The 17,609-nt window shown below is 73.2% G+C and carries 13 protein-coding genes; 2 read left to right on the top strand and 11 right to left on the bottom strand.

Features of this window, described 5'->3' with window-relative positions; translation table 11 throughout:
• Positions 1-20: 20 nt before the first annotated feature.
• The 7 genes from WMF22_RS47455 to hemE all read right to left on the bottom strand — a co-directional run bounded on the left by WMF22_RS47455 (position 21) and on the right by hemE (position 9,500).
• On the bottom strand, positions 21-1,583 hold the full coding sequence (locus tag WMF22_RS47455; RefSeq protein ID WP_438034049.1) for a GAF domain-containing protein: 1,563 nt from the start codon (positions 1,581-1,583) through the stop codon (positions 21-23).
• Between the two features lie 133 nt (positions 1,584-1,716).
• Complete coding sequence (locus WMF22_RS47460) at positions 1,717-2,835, bottom strand: acyl-CoA reductase (protein WP_438037340.1); 1,119 nt, start codon at positions 2,833-2,835, stop codon at positions 1,717-1,719.
• Positions 2,836-2,837: 2 nt separating this feature from the next.
• Positions 2,838-4,037, bottom strand: a complete 1,200-nt coding sequence (locus WMF22_RS47465) for an acyl-protein synthetase (protein ID WP_438034050.1) — start codon at positions 4,035-4,037, stop codon at positions 2,838-2,840.
• A 48-nt stretch (positions 4,038-4,085) separates the two neighbouring features.
• Positions 4,086-5,447: an aspartate aminotransferase family protein gene (locus WMF22_RS47470; protein WP_438034051.1), complete on the bottom strand. Its 1,362-nt coding sequence runs from the start codon at positions 5,445-5,447 to the stop codon at positions 4,086-4,088.
• A 43-nt stretch (positions 5,448-5,490) separates the two neighbouring features.
• Complete coding sequence (locus WMF22_RS47475; RefSeq protein WP_012241235.1) at positions 5,491-6,390, bottom strand: GGDEF domain-containing protein; 900 nt, start codon at positions 6,388-6,390, stop codon at positions 5,491-5,493.
• 1,053 nt (positions 6,391-7,443) lie between these two features.
• The gene (locus WMF22_RS47480) at positions 7,444-8,229 is read right to left on the bottom strand and encodes a class II glutamine amidotransferase (protein WP_437296423.1); all 786 of its coding nucleotides are present in this window, start codon (positions 8,227-8,229) and stop codon (positions 7,444-7,446) included.
• A 221-nt stretch (positions 8,230-8,450) separates the two neighbouring features.
• Positions 8,451-9,500 (bottom strand): uroporphyrinogen decarboxylase, encoded by a 1,050-nt coding sequence (gene hemE, locus WMF22_RS47485; protein ID WP_437296424.1) that lies wholly within the window; start codon positions 9,498-9,500, stop codon positions 8,451-8,453.
• Positions 9,501-9,727: 227 nt separating this feature from the next.
• Between hemE and WMF22_RS47490 the strand changes: the two genes are divergently transcribed.
• The gene (locus tag WMF22_RS47490; RefSeq protein ID WP_438034052.1) at positions 9,728-10,312 is read left to right on the top strand and encodes a hypothetical protein; all 585 of its coding nucleotides are present in this window, start codon (positions 9,728-9,730) and stop codon (positions 10,310-10,312) included.
• Positions 10,313-10,318: 6 nt separating this feature from the next.
• Here WMF22_RS47490 and WMF22_RS47495 read toward each other — a convergent pair whose 3' ends face one another.
• On the bottom strand, positions 10,319-11,506 hold the full coding sequence (locus WMF22_RS47495; protein WP_438034053.1) for a M20 family metallopeptidase: 1,188 nt from the start codon (positions 11,504-11,506) through the stop codon (positions 10,319-10,321).
• 179 nt (positions 11,507-11,685) lie between these two features.
• Between WMF22_RS47495 and WMF22_RS47500 the strand changes: the two genes are divergently transcribed.
• Positions 11,686-12,840, top strand: coding sequence for an FAD:protein FMN transferase (locus WMF22_RS47500; protein ID WP_438034054.1), 1,155 nt, complete (start codon positions 11,686-11,688; stop codon positions 12,838-12,840).
• Between the two features lie 200 nt (positions 12,841-13,040).
• On the opposite strand, the gene WMF22_RS47505 is transcribed toward WMF22_RS47500, so the two are convergent.
• The 3 genes from WMF22_RS47505 to WMF22_RS47515 all read right to left on the bottom strand — a co-directional run bounded on the left by WMF22_RS47505 (position 13,041) and on the right by WMF22_RS47515 (position 17,574).
• On the bottom strand, positions 13,041-13,964 hold the full coding sequence (locus tag WMF22_RS47505) for a hypothetical protein (protein ID WP_438034055.1): 924 nt from the start codon (positions 13,962-13,964) through the stop codon (positions 13,041-13,043).
• A 113-nt stretch (positions 13,965-14,077) separates the two neighbouring features.
• Positions 14,078-14,866, bottom strand: coding sequence for an enoyl-CoA hydratase-related protein (locus tag WMF22_RS47510; protein ID WP_437296429.1), 789 nt, complete (start codon positions 14,864-14,866; stop codon positions 14,078-14,080).
• A 44-nt stretch (positions 14,867-14,910) separates the two neighbouring features.
• On the bottom strand, positions 14,911-17,574 hold the full coding sequence (locus WMF22_RS47515; RefSeq protein WP_437296430.1) for a M1 family aminopeptidase: 2,664 nt from the start codon (positions 17,572-17,574) through the stop codon (positions 14,911-14,913).
• Between the last annotated feature and the right edge of the window lie 35 nt (positions 17,575-17,609).

The raw sequence follows: 17,609 nt of genomic DNA on the forward strand, positions 1-17,609 counted from the left end.
GCACCGGCCCCGGCCGGTGCTCAGCTCGCCGGCTCGTCCTCTTCGTCGTCGTCCTCGTCGGGTTCCGGCGACGCGGGTCCCCTGCGTCGCGCCGCGCGGACGGTCGCGACCTCGGCCCGGGACGGGTTGATCACCAGGAAGCCGTGGTCCGCGTCGAGGAGCGCGACGTCTCCTGGCGACGCCCAGCGGAACGCCCCCGCCACATCCACGATCGACGGCACGCCGAGCAGCTGGAGGAGCACGAGCGAGCGCGGCCCGGACCGGTCGCTGAGCGCGACGCCCACCGGATGGGCCCGGGCGGAGATCAAGAGGTCGAAGACCGTCAGCTGGTCTCCCACGAGGACCGCCTTCGACGGGAGCTCGGCCCGGGCGTCCGGGGTCGCCAGCATCAGGATCGCATCGCAGAGATCCTCGATGTCACGGGCGCGATCCTGCAAGAACGGGTCACCGACGATCCCGTTGGCGGCCCGCGCCACCTCGCGAGCGACCGTCCCGAGCGCCTGCGCGACGTTGCGCCCGCCGGCCGCGAGCTCGAAGGCGCGCGCGCGCAGGCGGCCGTCGCCGATCATCAGGAGGTAGGTCGAGAGGAACGCCGCCTCCTGCGCGAGCCCTCGCTTCGCCGCGCGGGCGTTGAGGTCGAGGAGCGCCTTCTCCGCGATGTCGAACGCGAGCCGCAGGAGCTTCGGATCGCCGCTGCCCTGCCGCGCGCCGAGCGATGAGGTCGCCGGCCGCCGCAGGGCCGCGATGGCGCCGAGCGCGCGCCCGGCGACGACGGGCAACCCCGGCAGCGTGACCTTGCGCGTGCCGCCGCCCGTGCGCCGCCGCCGCTCGCGCAGCTCGTCGAGCACCTGCGCGTGGCGAGCGCCGGCCGCGATCGGCGCGGTCAGCGCCATGACGAGCTCGACGTCCCGCGCCGTGAAGGCGCGATCGCCCGCCCGCTGCACGACGAGGGCGCCGAGCGGGCGGCCGCTGCCGAGGATGGGCGCCGCGAGGAAGACCGGGAAGCGCTCTTCACGGAGCTCGGGGAACGCTCGATAGCGCTCGTGCTCGGTCGCCTGGACGACCGAGATCGGCCGCAGGCACTCGACCGCCATGCCCGTGATGCCCTGCCCGACCGAGAGCCGCACCGTGCCGCGCGCCTCGCGCGGAAAGCCGACGTTGCCGCGCAGCACGAGCTCGTCGCCGTCGCCCTCGAGGAGGTACAGCGAGGCCACGTCGGCGCCGAGGATCGCGGCGATCCGCTGCGGCGCCTCGTCGAGGAGGAGCGACAGCGGCATCGGCTTCGCCACGAAGGCCAGGTACTCGATCACGAGATCCAGGCGCTCGTCGCGGCGCACCTGGATCCTCGCGGAGGCGACCGACGGCGGCGCGCCCTCGTCGTCGGCCTCCGCGACGCGGGCCGAGCTGCCGGCCGGATCGCTCGAGAGGGGCGCGCCCTCGTCGTCGGGGCGGCGCTCGTCCAGCGCGCGGTCCACGAGGCTGTCCCGTGAGCCCTCCACGCCGGACGGCGTCGCCGACGGGCTCGCGATCGCTTCGAGCTCCGTGGGCGGATGGGTCGCCTTCGGATCGGTGCGCGACGACATGCCATGATCGCTATCACACACCGTCGCTCGAGCGCACCTTGCTCCCACCATGTCCCGATCGTGCCGCGCTCTGGACGGCGTGGCCGCGCGACGTGCGCGTTCGCCACGAGCCGCCCGCGCGGGCGGCCGGACGTCAGGGCGTCCGCAGATCGACGGGGCCGTCGAGGGGCGGGCGCTGCATCCGCCCGAGCGCGGAGCGCCGGGCGCGCGGGGCTGCCGCGGCCGCCGCGCGCGCGAGCATCCCGCCTCCGCCCGCGCCGATCGCGGTGATCGCGCCGCGGATCGGCGCGAGCAGCGCCGGAGCGGCCTCGGCGCTGCTCGCCGCCACGTGGACGACGCGCGCCGCCGGCGGCAGCAGCAGCGATCGCGGCGCCGGATCCAGGCCGACCCCGTGTCCTCGACCTTCCCAGAACGAGCCCACGGCCTCGAGCGTGGCCCGGTACATGGTCACCTCCGCGCGGGCGGGGCCGTCGAGCGGCCCGCGCGGGACGCGATCGCCCGCCTCCGCGAGCGCCTCGTGCAGGCCGCGCGCGAGCGCCTCCGCGCGCTCGGCCGGGCCTTCCACCAGCGCGAAGCGCGGCGACAGGCAGCCGCGCTGATCGAACGGCACGACGTCCGCGGCGATGTCCCGCGCCGCCTCGACGAGGTTCGCGTCCAGGCCGACGACGGCGAGCCCCAGGCCGGCGCCGTGCCCGCGCACGAGCACGCCCGGGCCGGCCTGGGCCCGCAGCGTCGCCACGGTCTGGTCCGAGCCGTAGACGTGCAGCTCGGCGTGCGGCAGATCCCCGGGAACCCGCTCGCCGGACGCCGCCCCGGCGTCCCCGAGCGCGACGTCCGCGACCAGCGCGATGACCCCGCCGGCGCGGCGGAAGCCTTCGTCGGCCTGCAGCGCGCGCACGAGGAGCTCCGCGACGACGGGATCGCGGCGGGACGGGCGCACGAGGACCTCCGGCGCTGTGGCCGTCGCGACGGCGATGGCCCGCAGCGGCGCCGTGCAGACGTTGGCCGCCAGGACCACGTGGCAGCGGCGCGCGCGCCCCGAGGCCGCCACGAGCGCGTCGAGCTCGCCGTGGCTCGGCGCGACCTCGAGGTGGCGGCCGAGCGCGAGCTCCACGCCCTCGGGCGAGAGGCCGCTCGTGGAAGGCAGCCGCAGGCGCGCCTCCTCGCCCAGCGGATCGCGCGCGTCCGCGATCCGCGCCGCCGCGGCGACAGCGCGCTCGACGCGGAGGCGCCGCGCCGCGCCCTCGTCCATCCTCACGCCCCGCCGCCGAGCATCTGGTCGATCGCGATCGAGCAGCCGCGCGGCGGCGCCCCGGACGCGCGGCCCAGGAGCTCGACGCCCTCCGCGGTGACGCGCACGCGGTCGGCGGTCTGGATGGCGACCGCCGAGTCGACGTTCGCGAGATCGACGATCCGCGCGAGCCCGATCGCGCCCGCGGGGAGCGGCGCGAGCGTCTCGGGGTCCACCGCGGTGACGCGCGTCCAGGGAGGCGCGAGGTACAGCCCCGGCGCCGCGCCCGGCGCGCCGGCGAGCGCCGCCGCGAGCGTGCCCTCGTAGAGCTGGCTGGAGAGCTCGGTCATGCCGTACTCGCTCACCACGTGCGAGAGCGGCACCCCCAGCGCCCGCGCGATCGACGCCCGCAGCTCCTCGGCGGGCACCTCGCGCGAGCGGCCCTTGAAGCCGCCGGTCTGCATGACCCGGCTCCCTTCGGGCAGCAGCGCCGCGCCCTCGGGCAGCCGCGCCTCGGTCAGGTGCTCGATCCAATGCACGAAGGCGAACGACGTGCCGAGCACGAGCGCCGGCTCTCCCGAGGCGCGCGCCTCGGCGCACGCGCGGGCGAACCCCGCGGCGTCGAGCTCGCCGCCGCGAACGTGCCAGCTCGCCGGCCCCGAGAGGCGCGCCGCGAAGCGGTCGATCATGAACCCGAGCGACGAGTCCGGCGCCTCGTGGAGCGGCGGCGCGAGGACGATCGCCCGGAGCCGCGCGCCGTCGGGCCACAGCAGGCGCTCCCCCCACGCGAGCGCGGCGAGCTCGTACGTGGCGGTCGTGCGGAACGGGTGCTCGCCGCGGGACGCCGCGCCGAGGGAGGTCCCGCTCGTGCGGAAGACGCGCTCGTCCGCCTCCGGCGGGTGGGCCGCGACGCGCGCGAACCGGAACACGTCGCACGGCACGGCGGGGATCTGCGCCGCGTGATCCATCGCGGCGACGTCCGCGCCGCGCGCCTCGAAGAGGCGGGCCACCGGCGCGCAATGCGCGGCCTGGTGCCGGGCGAGGGCGATCGCGAGCGCATCGAAGGTCTCCGGGAGCGCCCCGCGCTCGCCCTGGTCCTGCGGAGGAGAGGCGGCCGCCGCTCGCCCGGCGCCTGTCGAGCCCGCCCCGTCCACGCCGAGCGACGCCTCGATGAACGCCCGCGCGCGGCGGTGCAGCGCCTCGCTCTGGTCTATCGGTCCCACGGGCACCGGGATAGCACGCGCGTCCTGCTCCGCTCGCGCGCTAGGCCGTCAACACGCGCGCAGCACGCGCGCGAGCGCGCCGGCCGCAGCTGAGAGCAGCGCCTCGGGGATGGTGAGCGCCGGCGTCAGCGTCAGCGTCTCGCCGCGCACCCCGCCCGTGAGGACCAGGTACCCTTCGGCCAGCATCCCGCGCATGGCCCGGAGCCCCAGCTCGGCGCTCTCGAGCTCGACGCCGACCATGAGCCCCGCGCCTCGCACGTCGACGACGCCTGCCCTGCGCGGGAGCGCCTCTCGCAGCATCGCCTGGAAGCGAGCGCCCACGTCGCGCGAGCGCGCGGCCAGCCGGCCTTCGTCGAGGGCGTCGAGCGTCGCGAGCGCGGCGCTCGACGCGAGGGGCGACCCGGAGTGCGTCGACGTGTGGACCACCTCGCCCTCGCGCGCCCACGCCCGCATGATCGGCTCGGGCGCCACGCACGCGGAGATGGGCAGACCGCCGCCGAGCCCCTTGCCGAAGCAGAGGATATCGACCGGCGCCCCGAGCTCTCCTGTGCGCGTCATCGCCCCCGATCGACCGAGGCCGGTCCAGATCTCGTCCGCGATCACGAGCGCCCCGTGCCGGCGCGCCGCTTCGCAGACCGCGCGCAGGAACGCGTCGGGCGGGACGACGCAGCCGCCCCGCCCGAGGATCGGCTCGAGGAGGACCGCGCCGACGTCGCCCCCGCGCAGCGCGAGCTCGACGGCGTCGACCGAGCGCGCGGCGCCCGCCTCGTCGCGCGGGTAGGGCGCGAACGTCACGCGCCGGTTGAGCTGCTCCGCGAAGGGCGCCCGGTAGCTCTCGCGCAGCCCGCACGCCGCGAGCGGCGCGTACCCGAGCCCGTGGTACGCGCCCTCGAACGCGACGAGCCCCGGCCGCCCCGTCGCGAGCGCCGCCGTCTTGACGGCCGCGGTGATCGCGTCGCTGCCGCTCTGGCCGAGCAGCGCCATGGGCGAGGGCCCGGGGTGCAGCGCCGCGAGGCGCTCCAGCAGGGCGATCTTCACGTCGGCCGAGTACACGTCGCCGAGCGCGAGGGTCAGCCGCGACAGCTGCTCCTCCGCCGCGCGCCGCACCGGCGCCGCCGCGTGGCCGAGCAGCAGCGCGCCGAAGCCGGCGCACAGGTCGACGTAGCGGTTCCCGTCGACGTCGCAGACGTTCGCGCCGCGCCCGTGCGACAGCACGATCGGCAGCATGTCGGCGCCGCTCTTCTGCGCCCGCGCCTCGCGCCGCCGGCCGAACGCCGGGCACTCGACGCGCTCGAGGCGCTCGAGGGCGCTCCGCGACAGGGGACCAGGCGGCGGCGACAGGATCGCGGGCAGCTCCGCGCCGCTGCCCGCGTCCGGCGCCGCCGGCAGCGGCAGATCGCTGTTCGGCATCGTCCTTCCTCCGCCGGAGCCTAGCGCGCCCGCGGGCGGCTGCTCAGGCGCACACCCGGTTTCTCCCGCTGTTCTTCGCGTGGTAGAGGCGCTCGTCCGCGCGCTTGATGAGGTCGTTCGCGGTGCGATCACCCTCCTGGAGGAGCGCCACGCCGACGCTGATCGTCACGCGGATGCTGTCGGCCTGGAACACGAACAGGTGCTCCGCGACCTTTTGACGCAGGGTCTCGCCGAGGGCCGCCGCGCCCTCGATGGACGTCTCCGGCAGGATGATGGCGAACTCCTCGCCGCCGTAGCGCGCGAAGACCTCGTCGCGGCGAATGCGGCTCTGCACGATGCGCGCGACCTCCTTCAGCACGAAGTCGCCGGCCAGGTGGCCGTGGACGTCGTTGATGCGCTTGAAGTGGTCGATGTCGAACAGGAGGATCGCGAGGTCCCGCTCGTGGCGGCGGCCGCGGATGATCTCGCGCTCGAGCGCCTCGTAGAGGTAGCGCTTGTTGTGGATCTGCGTGAGACCATCGATGATGGTCATCCGGTAGATCTCTTCGTGGTATTGCGCCTCCACGTCGGCGCCGGACAGGAACTTGAAGATCGTGGGGCCGATCTTCACCCGGTCTCCGTTCTTCAGCACCACCTCGCGGGAGATCTGCTCATCGTTGCAGTACGTCCCGTTGGTGCTCCCATCGTCGACGACCATCCAGGCGCTCGGCCGCTGCTCGAAATGGGCGTGCCTTCGTGACACGGAGTCGCCGTCGAGCACGATGTGGTTGTCCGCGCCGCGACCGACCCGCGTCGGGTTGTTCTCCAGCACGAACCGCTTGCCGAGCAGCGTGGGCTCCTTCGTGTAGATCACGACCAGGCAGTCGGTCGTGTTCTTGCTGCCGCCGCCCGGTGGGGGCTGGACCACCTGCGTTACACGAGTCTTTTCGTCGAAGTCACTCACGCGCGCTCAGCCCAACCCGTCGTGCGACCTAGCCTCGACATCGTTCGAGCTCTTCCCGAGACGGAACCTACCCGGGCGTGGCTCTTCGGTCGCGATGCAACGGTTCGATATGCCCTAGCTCGCCCAACGTCAAAGCGTACTGACATGCCCCGACTCCCGTCAAGACGGCCATCCGGGCGGAGCCGTCTTCAGTGCTTCCTCCGCCTTCCCGACCCGACAACGGCCTACGTCGCCCTCTGCGCTCCGTCGCGCTCGTCGCGCTCGTCGCGCTCGTTGCGCTCGTCGCGCCCGTTGTGCCCTTCCACGTTCTCGGCTTGTTCCCCGCACGCCGTCCGCCCCTCGCCGTCGTTTGCCGCCGCTCACGCCGCGCCGCACCGCCGGTGCTCGCCGATGCGCCTTGTGGGGCGCTGTGCGCTGCTATCGCAGTTGGCGCCCCATCTCTTTCCTCTTGTGCAGCCCGAGCTGCCGAGGACGCGGGTCTCTCTATGCGTTTCCCGAGCGCGCCGCCACCCGTCCGGCGAGCGATTGAGCCGGCAAGGGAGAGAATGGTTCGCTGGAACACGATGTGTCTGTTCGCCTGGCATGTCCGCGTTCTGCGGGGACGAGGCTCTGTGAGTTCTGCCTCAAAACCAGGGTGCATCACAACGCTGAACTGAGCGAAGCGGAACGGAGCGGACCGGAACCGTGCGAAGCGGAACGGAGCGAAGCGGCACGGAACGGAGCGGACCGGAACCGAGCGGCACGGAACGGAGCTGCTCCAGAGCGGAACGGAGCGGAACGGAGCGGAACGGAGCGGAACCGAGCGAAGCCGAGCGGAGCGGAACGGAACCGAGCGGAGCCGAGCGGAACCGCGTGTGCCGCGACCGTGCAGCGGCCCCGCCAGCGTGCCGGTTAGTTGACTTGGCACACAGGGTGCGTAGGATAGACCTGCGTCGCGGCGGAGACCTTCCCCCCCCAGGTCCGTCGCGGCGTTTTTCTTTTCAGGCTGCCGTGCCCATCTCCAGGCCGCGGCACGACAGCGCGCGAGGGGTGGAGGCCGCGCTGGCGCGCCGGTCAGGCGAGCGACGACAGCGTCGCGCGCAGCTCACCGCCGTCGAATACCCAGAGCTCGCCCGGTCGTCCCATGGTCCAGGTCTCGTTCGCGGTGAGCGGGCTCGTCGCGACCACCGCGATCCGATCCTTCGGGGTCGTGACGGCCGAGAAGTCGACGCGGACATCGTCGTCGAGGAGCGTCGCGATGCCGAAGGGGGCCTTGCGGATGATGTGACAGAGCCGGGTTGCGCAGCGGGCGAAGAGGTGGCGGCCGTCGCCGAGCAGGAAGTTGAACGTGCCATCCTGGCCGAGCTCGCCGCCGAGCGCCGCGACCGCCTCCCAGAGCTCGCTGGGCCGGCGCGGATAGCCGGGGAACGAGCTGCGGAGCCCCTCCAGCAGGTAACAGAAGGCGTGCTCGCTGTCGGTCGTTCCGATGGGGTTGAAGCGGCCCAGCGCGCGGCGCCGGACGCGAGGGAGCGTGCCGTTGTGCGCGAAGACCCAGTGGCGTCCCCAGAGCTCGCGCATGAACGGGTGCGTGTTGGCGAGGAGCACGTCGCCGCGGGTGCGGCGCCGGATGTGGCCGATCGCGAGCAGCGTCTTGATGGGCGTCTCGCTGAGGAATCGCGCCAGCGGGCTCTCCGCGGCGGGGCTCGGATCGAGGAACACGCGCGCGGCGCGCCCCTCGAAGAACGCGAGGCCCCAACCGTCAGCGTGGGGACCGGTGCGGCCGCCCCGGTGCCGGAGGCCGTTGAACGAAAAGACGATGTCTGTGGGGACGTTGCACTCCATCCCGAGGAGCTCGCACATGCTCGCGGCTGGACCATATCACCCCGGGAGGGTGTCTGAGATCTCGACGGTGAGGCGCCGGTGCGGCTTCTTCATCAGGGCCAGGCGGCGGCGCGGCCGCGCTCCTCGCCGCACGCTCCTGGTCAGCGACGCGGCGCGATGCGCCGGCGCGGCGCGATGCGGCGGCGCGGCCTGGCGCCCGCCGCACGCTCCCGGTCGACGCCGCGGCGCGATGCGCGGCGTCAGCGATCCGGCTCGCCCTGGAGCGACGCGCGCGGGATGGAGTGGACGAGATCGATGACCGCCTTGACCGTATCGACCGGCGTCTCCGGGATGATGCCGTGGCCGAGGTTGAAGATGTGCCCGGCGCGCCCGCCGGCCTCCTCGAGCACCGCGCGCGCGCGGCGCTCGGCGACGGCGCGCGGCGCGCAGAGCAGCAGCGGATCGAGGTTGCCCTGCACCGCACGATCGTACCCGACGCGCTGCCACGCCTTGTCGAGCGGCGTGCGCCAGTCGACGCCGATGACCGTGCCGCCGGCGTCGCGCTGCGCCTCCAGGAGCGCCCCCGTGTTCGTGCCGAAGTGGATGACCGGGACCCCGGTCGCCTCGAGGTCGCGGAGGATGTGCCGCACGTGCGGCTGCACGTGCTCGCGGTAGTCGTCGATCGAGAGCGAGCCGACCCACGAGTCGAACAGCTGCACCGCCTGGGCGCCCGCGGCGACCTGAGCGCGCAGCAGGCGGCGGACGACCTCCGAGATCTTGCCCATCAGCGCCGACCACGCCTCGGGGTCGCTCCACATCAGCTGCTTCGTGAGCCGGTAGTCGCTCGACTTGCCCCCCTCGACCAGGTAGCTCGCCATGGTGAACGGCGCGCCGGCGAAGCCGATGAGCGGCGTCTTGCCGTCCAGCTCCTTGCGGATGAGGCGCACGGCGTCGAGCACGTAGCCGAGGCCCTCCTCGGGCTCGAACACCCGCAGCCGCTCGATGCCGGCCCGATCGCGCACGGGCTCGTGGATCACCGGGCCCTCGCCCTTCGCGAACTCGAAGGGGGCGCCCATCGGCTCGAGCGGCAGCAAAATGTCCGCGAAGAGGATCGCCGCGTCCATCCCGAGCCGCAGCGGCTGGAGCGTCACCTCGAGCGCGAGCTCGGGCGTCTTGCAGATCTCGAGGAGCGTGTACTTCTTCCTGAGCTCCCGGTACTCGGCCATGTACCGGCCGGCCTGGCGCATGAACCACACGGGCGTGACATCGGTCGGCTCTCGCCGGCAGGCGCGCAGGAAGCGATCGTGCATGGAAGGCTCCAGGAGGGGTCGACGGGACGCCGTCGGGATGCCCCTTCATGTCCGTTCAGCCATCGCCCGGCAATGGGTTTCAGCCCATCGCCCGCACGTGGGTCGCCGGGAGCGCGGCGCGGCCGGGCCCGAGGGCGCCCGGTCGAGGGGGCGGACCCAAGCGTCGGCTCCCCCGCCGTGTAGACTACGAGTCTATGGCGCGTCCCTCCAGACCTCCCGGCTTTGACATGACGTACAGGCCCGAGAAGCGCATCGCGTTCGGGCCGCCGCTGAAGGAGCGCCTCCCGGCGCTGCTTTACCTGACCTTCGCCCTCGGCGTCTCGGCGGTGATCTTCTACGGCCAGAACGCTCCCTCGAGCTCCCGGATCTTCCAGTACGTCGTCGAGGGTGATCGCCACCGGCTCGTCTCCTCCAGCGTGTGCGCCATCGTCCTGTGCGTGAGCGCGCTGGCGATGGTGCTGCGCGAGCAGATGCGGGGGGTCGTCGTGCACCCGGAAGGGATCGAGCTGCGCGAGCTGCTCACCTTCGGCGTGCCGCGCGTGCGGCGCTTCGCCTGGTCGCAGATCGACCGGATGGCGGTGCCCTCCGCGCAGGCGGGCGCCGGCGCCGCGGCGGCGGTCGGCGGGGCCGTGCCGTCGAGCAACATCCGGCTCGATCTCTGGGACGGGTCCCGCACCTGGCTGCCGGACGTCGGAGACAAGATCGCGCTGTCGGTGATGCTGGAGCGGGTCGCCCTGGCGCGGGCGATCCCGATCGAGGGGGGGACCGGGCTGATGGACGACCTCGGGAACCCCCTTCAGGACGACGGCTGAACGCGCCTAGCGCGCGCTCGCCCCGGCCTTCCGCTGCGCGAACTCCTCGCGCACGCCCTGCCGCAGCTCGGGATCGAGCAGGAGATCCGCGCACGTCATCGCCATGGCCTTGGCGGCGATCAGCATCGAGTCCTGGCCGGCGGGGCTCGCGGCGCGCTCGGCGAACGCGTGCTGGTGGCAGGTCGTCTCTCCCTTGCCGCAGATCGCGATCCACGGATGGATGGCGGGGAGCGCGTGGGACACGTCGCCCATGTCGGTCGAGCCGGTGCCGACGGCGGGGTCCATCTCGATCGGCGAGCGGCCGAGGGCGCGCAGGTGCTCGCCGAAGCGGCGCGCCATCTTCCGGTTGTTGACCATGTTCTTGTAGCCGCCCTGATCGACGAGCGTGAGCTCGGCCCCGCTCGCCATGGCCGCGCCGCGGGCGCAGCGCTCCACGATCGCCCGCACGCGGGCGAGCTCCTCGGTGTCGAGGGCGCGGACCGAGAACTCGGCGACGGCGAGCTCCGGGATGATGTTGACCGCCCGGCCGCCGTTCTTGATGAACCCGTGCACCCGGACGCCGTCGCGGAAGTGGACGCGCTGGCCGTCGATCAGCCGGAAGGTGTCGAGGCAGGCCGTGAGCGCGCTATTGCCGTCCCACGGCGCGAGCGCGGCGTGCGACGGCTTGCCGCGGAACTGGAGCTCGAGCCAGGCGCTGGCCAGCGTGTCGTGCGCGAGCAGGTCGCGGTCGAACGGGTGGAACATCATCGCGGCGTCGACGCCCTCGAAGGCGCCCGCCTCGAGCAGCCTGATCTTGCCGCCGCCCCCCTCCTCGGCGGGCGTCCCGACCAGATCGATGGTGCCGGCCACGGCGTCCTTCTGCCGCGCCAGCGCGAGGAACGCGCCGAGCGCTCCCGCCGCGATCAGGTTGTGCCCGCAAGCATGGCCGATCTCCGGGAGCGCGTCGTACTCGGCGAGGATGGCGAGGTGGGGACCCTCGCCGCGCCCGATGCGCGCGCGGAGCGAGGTGGGCATGCCGGCGAGCCCCCGCTCGACGTGGATGCCGCGCTCCTCGACGGCCTCGGCGAGCCAGGCCGCGGCCCTGTGCTCCTCGAAGCGGAGCTCGGGGTTCGCGTGGATGCGCGCGGCGATCTCGCGGAGGTCCGGGGAGAGGTCGTCGATGTCACGCTGGATGCGGCTCGTGTCGAGGTTCATGGCGGCGAGCGATACTACTCTGGATCCGCGCGGCTCGCCCGGGCCATGGTGGCGCTGGCGGAGGAGCTCCGCCGACGCCGCCCGGTGGTGCTCGCGCGCTCGCGCATTCGCACGCTCGCAAGCTGGCACGCCGCGCGCCGCCACGCTGTCGGGACTTCTCACGGAGCCAGGACCCTCGAATGCACCGACCGCGCTGTTCTCCGCTCCTCTTCGGCTTCTTCTGCTTCTGCCCCTGCCTCGCGGCGGCGCTCGCGCTCGCTGCCTGCGACGCGCGCCCACGCGCGCGCCAGGAGGCCGGACCGGCCGCCTCGAGCGCGAGCGCGGCGCCTCTGCCGGCTCAGGCCGCTCCGGCGCAGGCGGGGCCCGCCCGCGTCGCGGTCGAGGCGAGGGCGATGGGCACGAGCCTGCTCCTCGCCGCCTACACGAGCGAGGCGATGGATGAGGCGGCGATCAGGGCCCGTCTGGACAAGGCGATCGCCGAGATCCGCAGGCTCGAGGGGCTCATGACGACCTGGCGGCCGGACAGCGAGCTGTCGCGGGTCAACGCGGCGGCCGGGAAGGGCGCGGTGGAGGTGAGCCCGGAGTCGCTCGCCGTGATCGAGAAGAGCCTCTGGATCAGCGAGCGCTCCGAGGGCGTCTTCGACGTCACCTTCGAGGCGATGCACGGGCTCTGGAAGTTCGACGAGGACATCGACGACAACGTGCCGCGCAAGGAAGACGTCGAGCGGGCGCGCGCGCTCATCGATCACAGGCAGATCAAGATCGAACGCGCGCGGCGCACGGTGATGCTCGGGAAGCCCGGGATGCGGATGAGCCTCGGCGGGATCGCGAAGGGCTACGCCGTCGACGCCGCGGCGCGCGTGCTGCGCGGGGAGGGGCTGACGTCGTTCTTCGTGCAGGCCGGCGGTGACCTGTACATCGCCGGAAAGAAGCCGGACGGGTCGCCGTGGAGGGCAGGGGTGCGGGACCCGCGCGGCAAGGACGCGAACGACCACTTCGCGATGATCGAGGTGGAGGACCACGCCTTCTCCACGGCGGGCGACTACGAGCGGAGCTTCATCAAGGACGGCAGGCGCTATCACCACATCATCGATCCGCGGACCGGCTTCCCGGCGTCCGAGAGCCGGAGCGTGACCATCTGGGCAAAGGACGCGCTGACCGCGGACGCCGTCGATGATGCGGCGTTCATCCTGGGGGCCGAGAAGGGGCTCGCGCTCGTCGAGTCGATCGAGGACTGCGGCGCGGTGATCGTCGACCGGAACAACAAGGTGTGGGTGTCGAAGCGGCTGGAGGGCAAGGTCGAGGTGCTGCGGCAGCCGACCGACGGGCTGTAGTGGTCTCGGCCCGGAGGCCCGGTTTCAGGTGTTGCGCTTTGCGTGTGGGGCCAATCGTGCTCTCGGGAACTTGCGGCGTCCGCGCGCTTTCCGAGGAGCTTCGGACCATCAAACATCAAGGCGAATTCAATGTTGCAATTGCCATTCTCGGCGAGGGAGATGTCGACGCATCTGCTGAGTCGCCCGCGAATCGCGGTGTTTCAGCCTTCGAAGAGCTCGTCCAGCGTCCTGGCCGTGAGGATCCGCTCGGCCCATACCGCGAGCCGCTCCCCGGACGCAGCGAGGACCTGCTCCCGCCTCGCCTCGGGAACCTCTCCGAACCGCGCCCGGAGCTGGCGCAGCAGCACGGCGCGCTGGCCCTCGTCGAGCCCGGCGCGCCGCCCCTCGTCGAGCCCGGCGCGCCGCCCCTCGTCGAGCCCGGCGCGCCGCCCCTCGTCGAGCGCTGTCTTTCGCTCGCGGGCCTTGATGGCCTCGATCTCGGAATTGCCCTTGCGCTCCAGCGCGCGGACGACCTCACGCTCGGCCGCCGCGCCGTCGAGCAACGCGCGGACGGGGACCGGACGGACCAAGCACGGATCCTCGATCGTCGCGTCAGGCGCGAGCGGCACGAACCGCCCCTCGGCCGCCGACCACTCGGCGACCTCGTCGCGCTTGACGAAGACGGCGAAGACGCGGCGCACGCCCCGGGCGACGAGATCCTCGGCCTTCTCGCGCGCGTCCCGCATCGACTGCTCGTTGACGATCTCGAACGAGAGCTCCTCCAGATACCGGCGCCCCGTCGCCGGATCGGTCCCCGCCCTGCGGATGGAGAGGTCGGTGGCGAAATCCGAGCCCTCGGCGACGCGGGTGATGAGATCGGCCGCGCCGATGTAGCCGGGCCGAAGGTGCGGCGCGATCAGGAAATCCAGCCGCACCTGCTGCTCGGCGTGCGGCTCCAGCGCCGGCGCCGCGACGACCTTGCGCCCACGGATCAGCTCGTCGCGCGTCACCTCGGGCGCCACGAGGTGCTCATCGACGGCCGGGAAATGCGCCCGCTGAGGCTCCGCGGGGGGGAACCTCACCGCGGAGCCGCCCCGGGCGGCCGGGGCGAGCAGGAGCGCGGCGCCGGTCGGCTTGGGATCCATGCGGACAAGGCTAGCACGAAGGCGGTCGCACGAGCTTCACCACCGGGCCAGCGCGCGCCGCGGGGCCGCTCCCAGATCGGGCGGAGGCGCGCCGTCACCGCCGGTCGCTGCCCTCACCGCCCCTTGTAGACAGGCCTCCGCTTCTCGGCGAACGCGCGCAGCGCCTCCAGCCGATCCTCGCTGCGCAGCGTCTCGTCGTAGTGGACCCGCTCGATCTCGAGCCCGAGCGAGAGCGGCACGTCATAGCCGTCGTCGATCGCCCCGAGCGCCGCGGCCTGCGCGATGGGCGCGCCGCTCGCGATCGGCTCGATCCACGCGATCGCGTCGTCGACCACCGGCGTCCCCTCGGGCGACACCCGGTTCACGAGGCCCCAGGCGAGCGCCTCGGGCGCGGTGAGCCTCCTGCCGAGCAGGATCATCTCCTTCGCCCGCGCCTCGCCGATGACCCGCGGCAGCCGCTGCGTGCCGCCCGCGCCCGGGATGATGCCGAGCGACGTCTCCGGCAGCGCGAGCTCGGCGTGCGGCGCCGCCACCCGGAGATCGCAGATCAGCGCGAGCTCCAGCCCCCCGCCGAACGCGACGCCGTTGATCGCCGCGATCACCGGCTTCGGGCTCCGCGCGAGCACCCCGAGGTCCGTCCGGTACAGGCCCACCTGGCGACGGACGTCGTCGGGGCTCATGCCCTGCCGCTCCTTGAGGTCGGCGCCCGCGCAGAACGCCTTGTCCCCGGCGCCCGTGATCACGATCGCGCGCACCTCCGGATCGTCCACGAGCTCGCGCCCGAGGCGGCCGAAGGCGAGCAGCGCGTCCCGGGAGAGCGCGTTGCGGCGATCCGCCCGATCGATGGTGAGCACCGCGACCGCGCCGCGCCGGTCGAGCTTCACGGGAGTGGCTTCCGACATGGAGCCTGCCTAGCCGACCGCGGCGGCGCGGCAAAGAGGCTCGCTCACTTGGCGTCGGCCGCCTTCTTGACCTTGGCGCTCGCCGCCTCGAGCTTGCCCAGCCGCGCCTTGATCTCCGCGTTGTCGCGCCGCAGCGCCTCGAGCTCGTCCCGCAGCCGATCCAGCTCGCGCTTGCCCGTCCCGCCGAGATCGCGCAACACCTCGCGGATCCGACGCCGCACCCGCCCGTCGAGATCGCGGTCGAGCTGCCGCTGGAGCGCGCCCCGCGCCCGGCCATCGCCGAGATCGCCCAGCGCGCGCGCGACGTCGACCCGGAGGTACGGATCCGGCTGATCGAGGAGCTCCTCGAGGAGCTCGCGCGTCCGCCGATCGCTGGAGAGCTTCGGCAGCGCCATGATCGCGGCGCGCCGCCCCCGCGTCGGGACGCCGTAGCGCGTGCGGGCCGTCAGGTGCGGCACGGCGCGCTCGTCCCGCAGGTTGGCCAGCCCGTCGATCACGCCGCAGCGGATGACCTCGCCCCACGAGGGGCGATCCAGGAGATCGACAAGCGTCTCGAACCCCGAGCTCTGCCGCGTGGCCCCGAGCGCGCGCGCCGCCTCGGCCTGCACCAGGTAGCTCGCGTCGCGCAGGGCGAGCTTGCCGAGGACCTCCGCCGCCTTCGCCGATCGGAAGCTGCCGAGCGCGCTCGCGACCGCCCGGCGCACCTTCGGGTGCTCCACGCCCGCGCTGCCCTCGAGCAGCGCGAACGCCGCGCTCGACTGGAGCGCGCCGAGCGCGGCCGCGGCGGCGGCGCGCACCCCCCAGAATTCGCTCGCGTCCGAGAGCGACTGCCCGAGCGCCCGCGCCGTCGGCGGGTCGTCGCGCCGGGAGAGCGGCTTCGCCGCGAGCATGCGGCCGCGCGCCGTGGGCGCGTGGGCGAGCTGCGCCCGCAGGAGATCGCCGGGCGCGTCGACCCTGACCTCCCCCAGGATCCTGAGGTCCGGATCCACCACCACGAAGCGAGGCCGCCGCGGGAGCGGGATGACGAAGGTGTGCGCCGCCTGATCCACGCGCCGCACCTCGCGCCGCGTGATCGAGGCCTTGCCCTCCGTGAAGCCGAAATCGAGCACCAGGTCGAACGCGAAGACGGGCGGCGTCGAGGCGTCCGGCTGGAGCGCGTGCTCCCGGCTGGGCTGCCCGGCCGCCTGCGCCTGCTTCACCGTCACGGTGCACTGGTCGCCCTCGATCTCGATCTTCACGTCGAGCTCGGGGTGCCCGGCGCGGAAGACCCACTGCTCGAAGAAGCGCTCCAGCGATTTGCCGCTCACGTCCTCGAGCGCTCGGGCGAGATCCCGTGTCTCCACCACCCCGCGCGCGTGGCGCGTCAGGTAGGTGCTCACCCCGCGCCAGAAGAGCTCGTCTCCGAGCTCCCGGCGGAGCAGGTGGAGCACGAGCCCGCCCTTCTCGTAGAGGTGTCGATCGAAGACGTCGAGCGGCGCGTCGTAGTCCTGACAGACGATGGGCCGCCGGTAACGCCCGCGCGCCTCGCCAAGGTACGAGTCGAGATCGGCCTTCAGGCCGTGATCGTACTCGTCGGCGCCGAGGTGGTGCTCCCGATAGACGTGCTCCATGAACGTCGCGAATCCCTCGTTGAGCCAGCCGTGCGACCAGTCGCGGCAGGTCACCAGATCGCCGAACCACTGGTGCGCGAGCTCGTGGGCGATGAGATCGTCCGACGAGATGTCGAGCGCCGCCCGCTCGTCGAGCAGGATGTGCTCGTACATCGTGGTGGCGGTCGTGTTCTCCATCCCTCCGAAGATGAAGTCGCTCACCACCACCTGCGCGTAGCGGCGGAAAGGGTACTTGACGCCGAGCTTCTCGCTGAAGTGGCGGATCATGTCCGGCGTGCGCGCGAACGTGCGGCGGCCGTCCTCCTCGCGCCCCTTCGGCACGAAGTACGCGAGCGGGATGTCGAGCGCCGCGTCGTCGATGCGGGCGAACTCGCCCGTCACGAGCGTGAACAGGTAGCTCGGGTGAGGCTCGTCCAGCCGGTAGTGATAGACGCCCTCCTTCTGCGATCTCGCGTCGCTCACGAGCTCGCCGTTCGACAGGCAGTACCAGCCCGGCGGCACCTGCGCGCGGAGCTCGGTCGTCTGCTTGATATGGGGCTTGTCGATGCACGGGAAGATGTGGCGCGCGTCCTCGTCCTGGCACTGCGTCCAGACCTGGCGCGGGCGGTCGGGGACGTGCTCGTCCGGCTGGAGGAAGTAGATCCCCCGCCGCGGCGTCGCCCGGTACCGGACCAGGATCGACACCTCCGCCTCGTCGAGCGGCACGGCGACGCGGATCGTCTCGCCGTCGTATGTGTGCTCGGCCGGGTGGAGCGCGCCGCTCGCCGCCTTGCCCGCGCCGCGCCTGGGCTTCGCGGCGCGGCCGGCCCCGGCGCTGATCTCGACCGCCTCGAGGTCGAAGCCGATCGCGTCGAGCGCGATCTCGCGCGCGCCGGGGTCGACGCGGACCGCGTCGAGCCGCGCCGTGCCGCGGATCGAGCGCGCCTCGACGTCGAGCGCGAGATCGAGGGCGATGTGCCGGATCGTGAAGGGGCGCGAGCGCTCGTACACGCGCCTCGTCCCGGCCAGCGTGAAGGGCCGCGACGCGGCCGCGAACTCGGACGACGACAGCACGGAGCCGCAGGCGCAGCGCGAGTGGAGCCGGTACTCGATGGACATCTCCGCGGAGTTTCCCCGCGCGGCGCCCGGCGCTG

This window comes from Sorangium sp. So ce204, assembly GCF_051526795.1.
Taxonomy (GTDB): domain Bacteria; phylum Myxococcota_A; class Polyangia; order Polyangiales; family Polyangiaceae; genus Sorangium; species Sorangium cellulosum_B.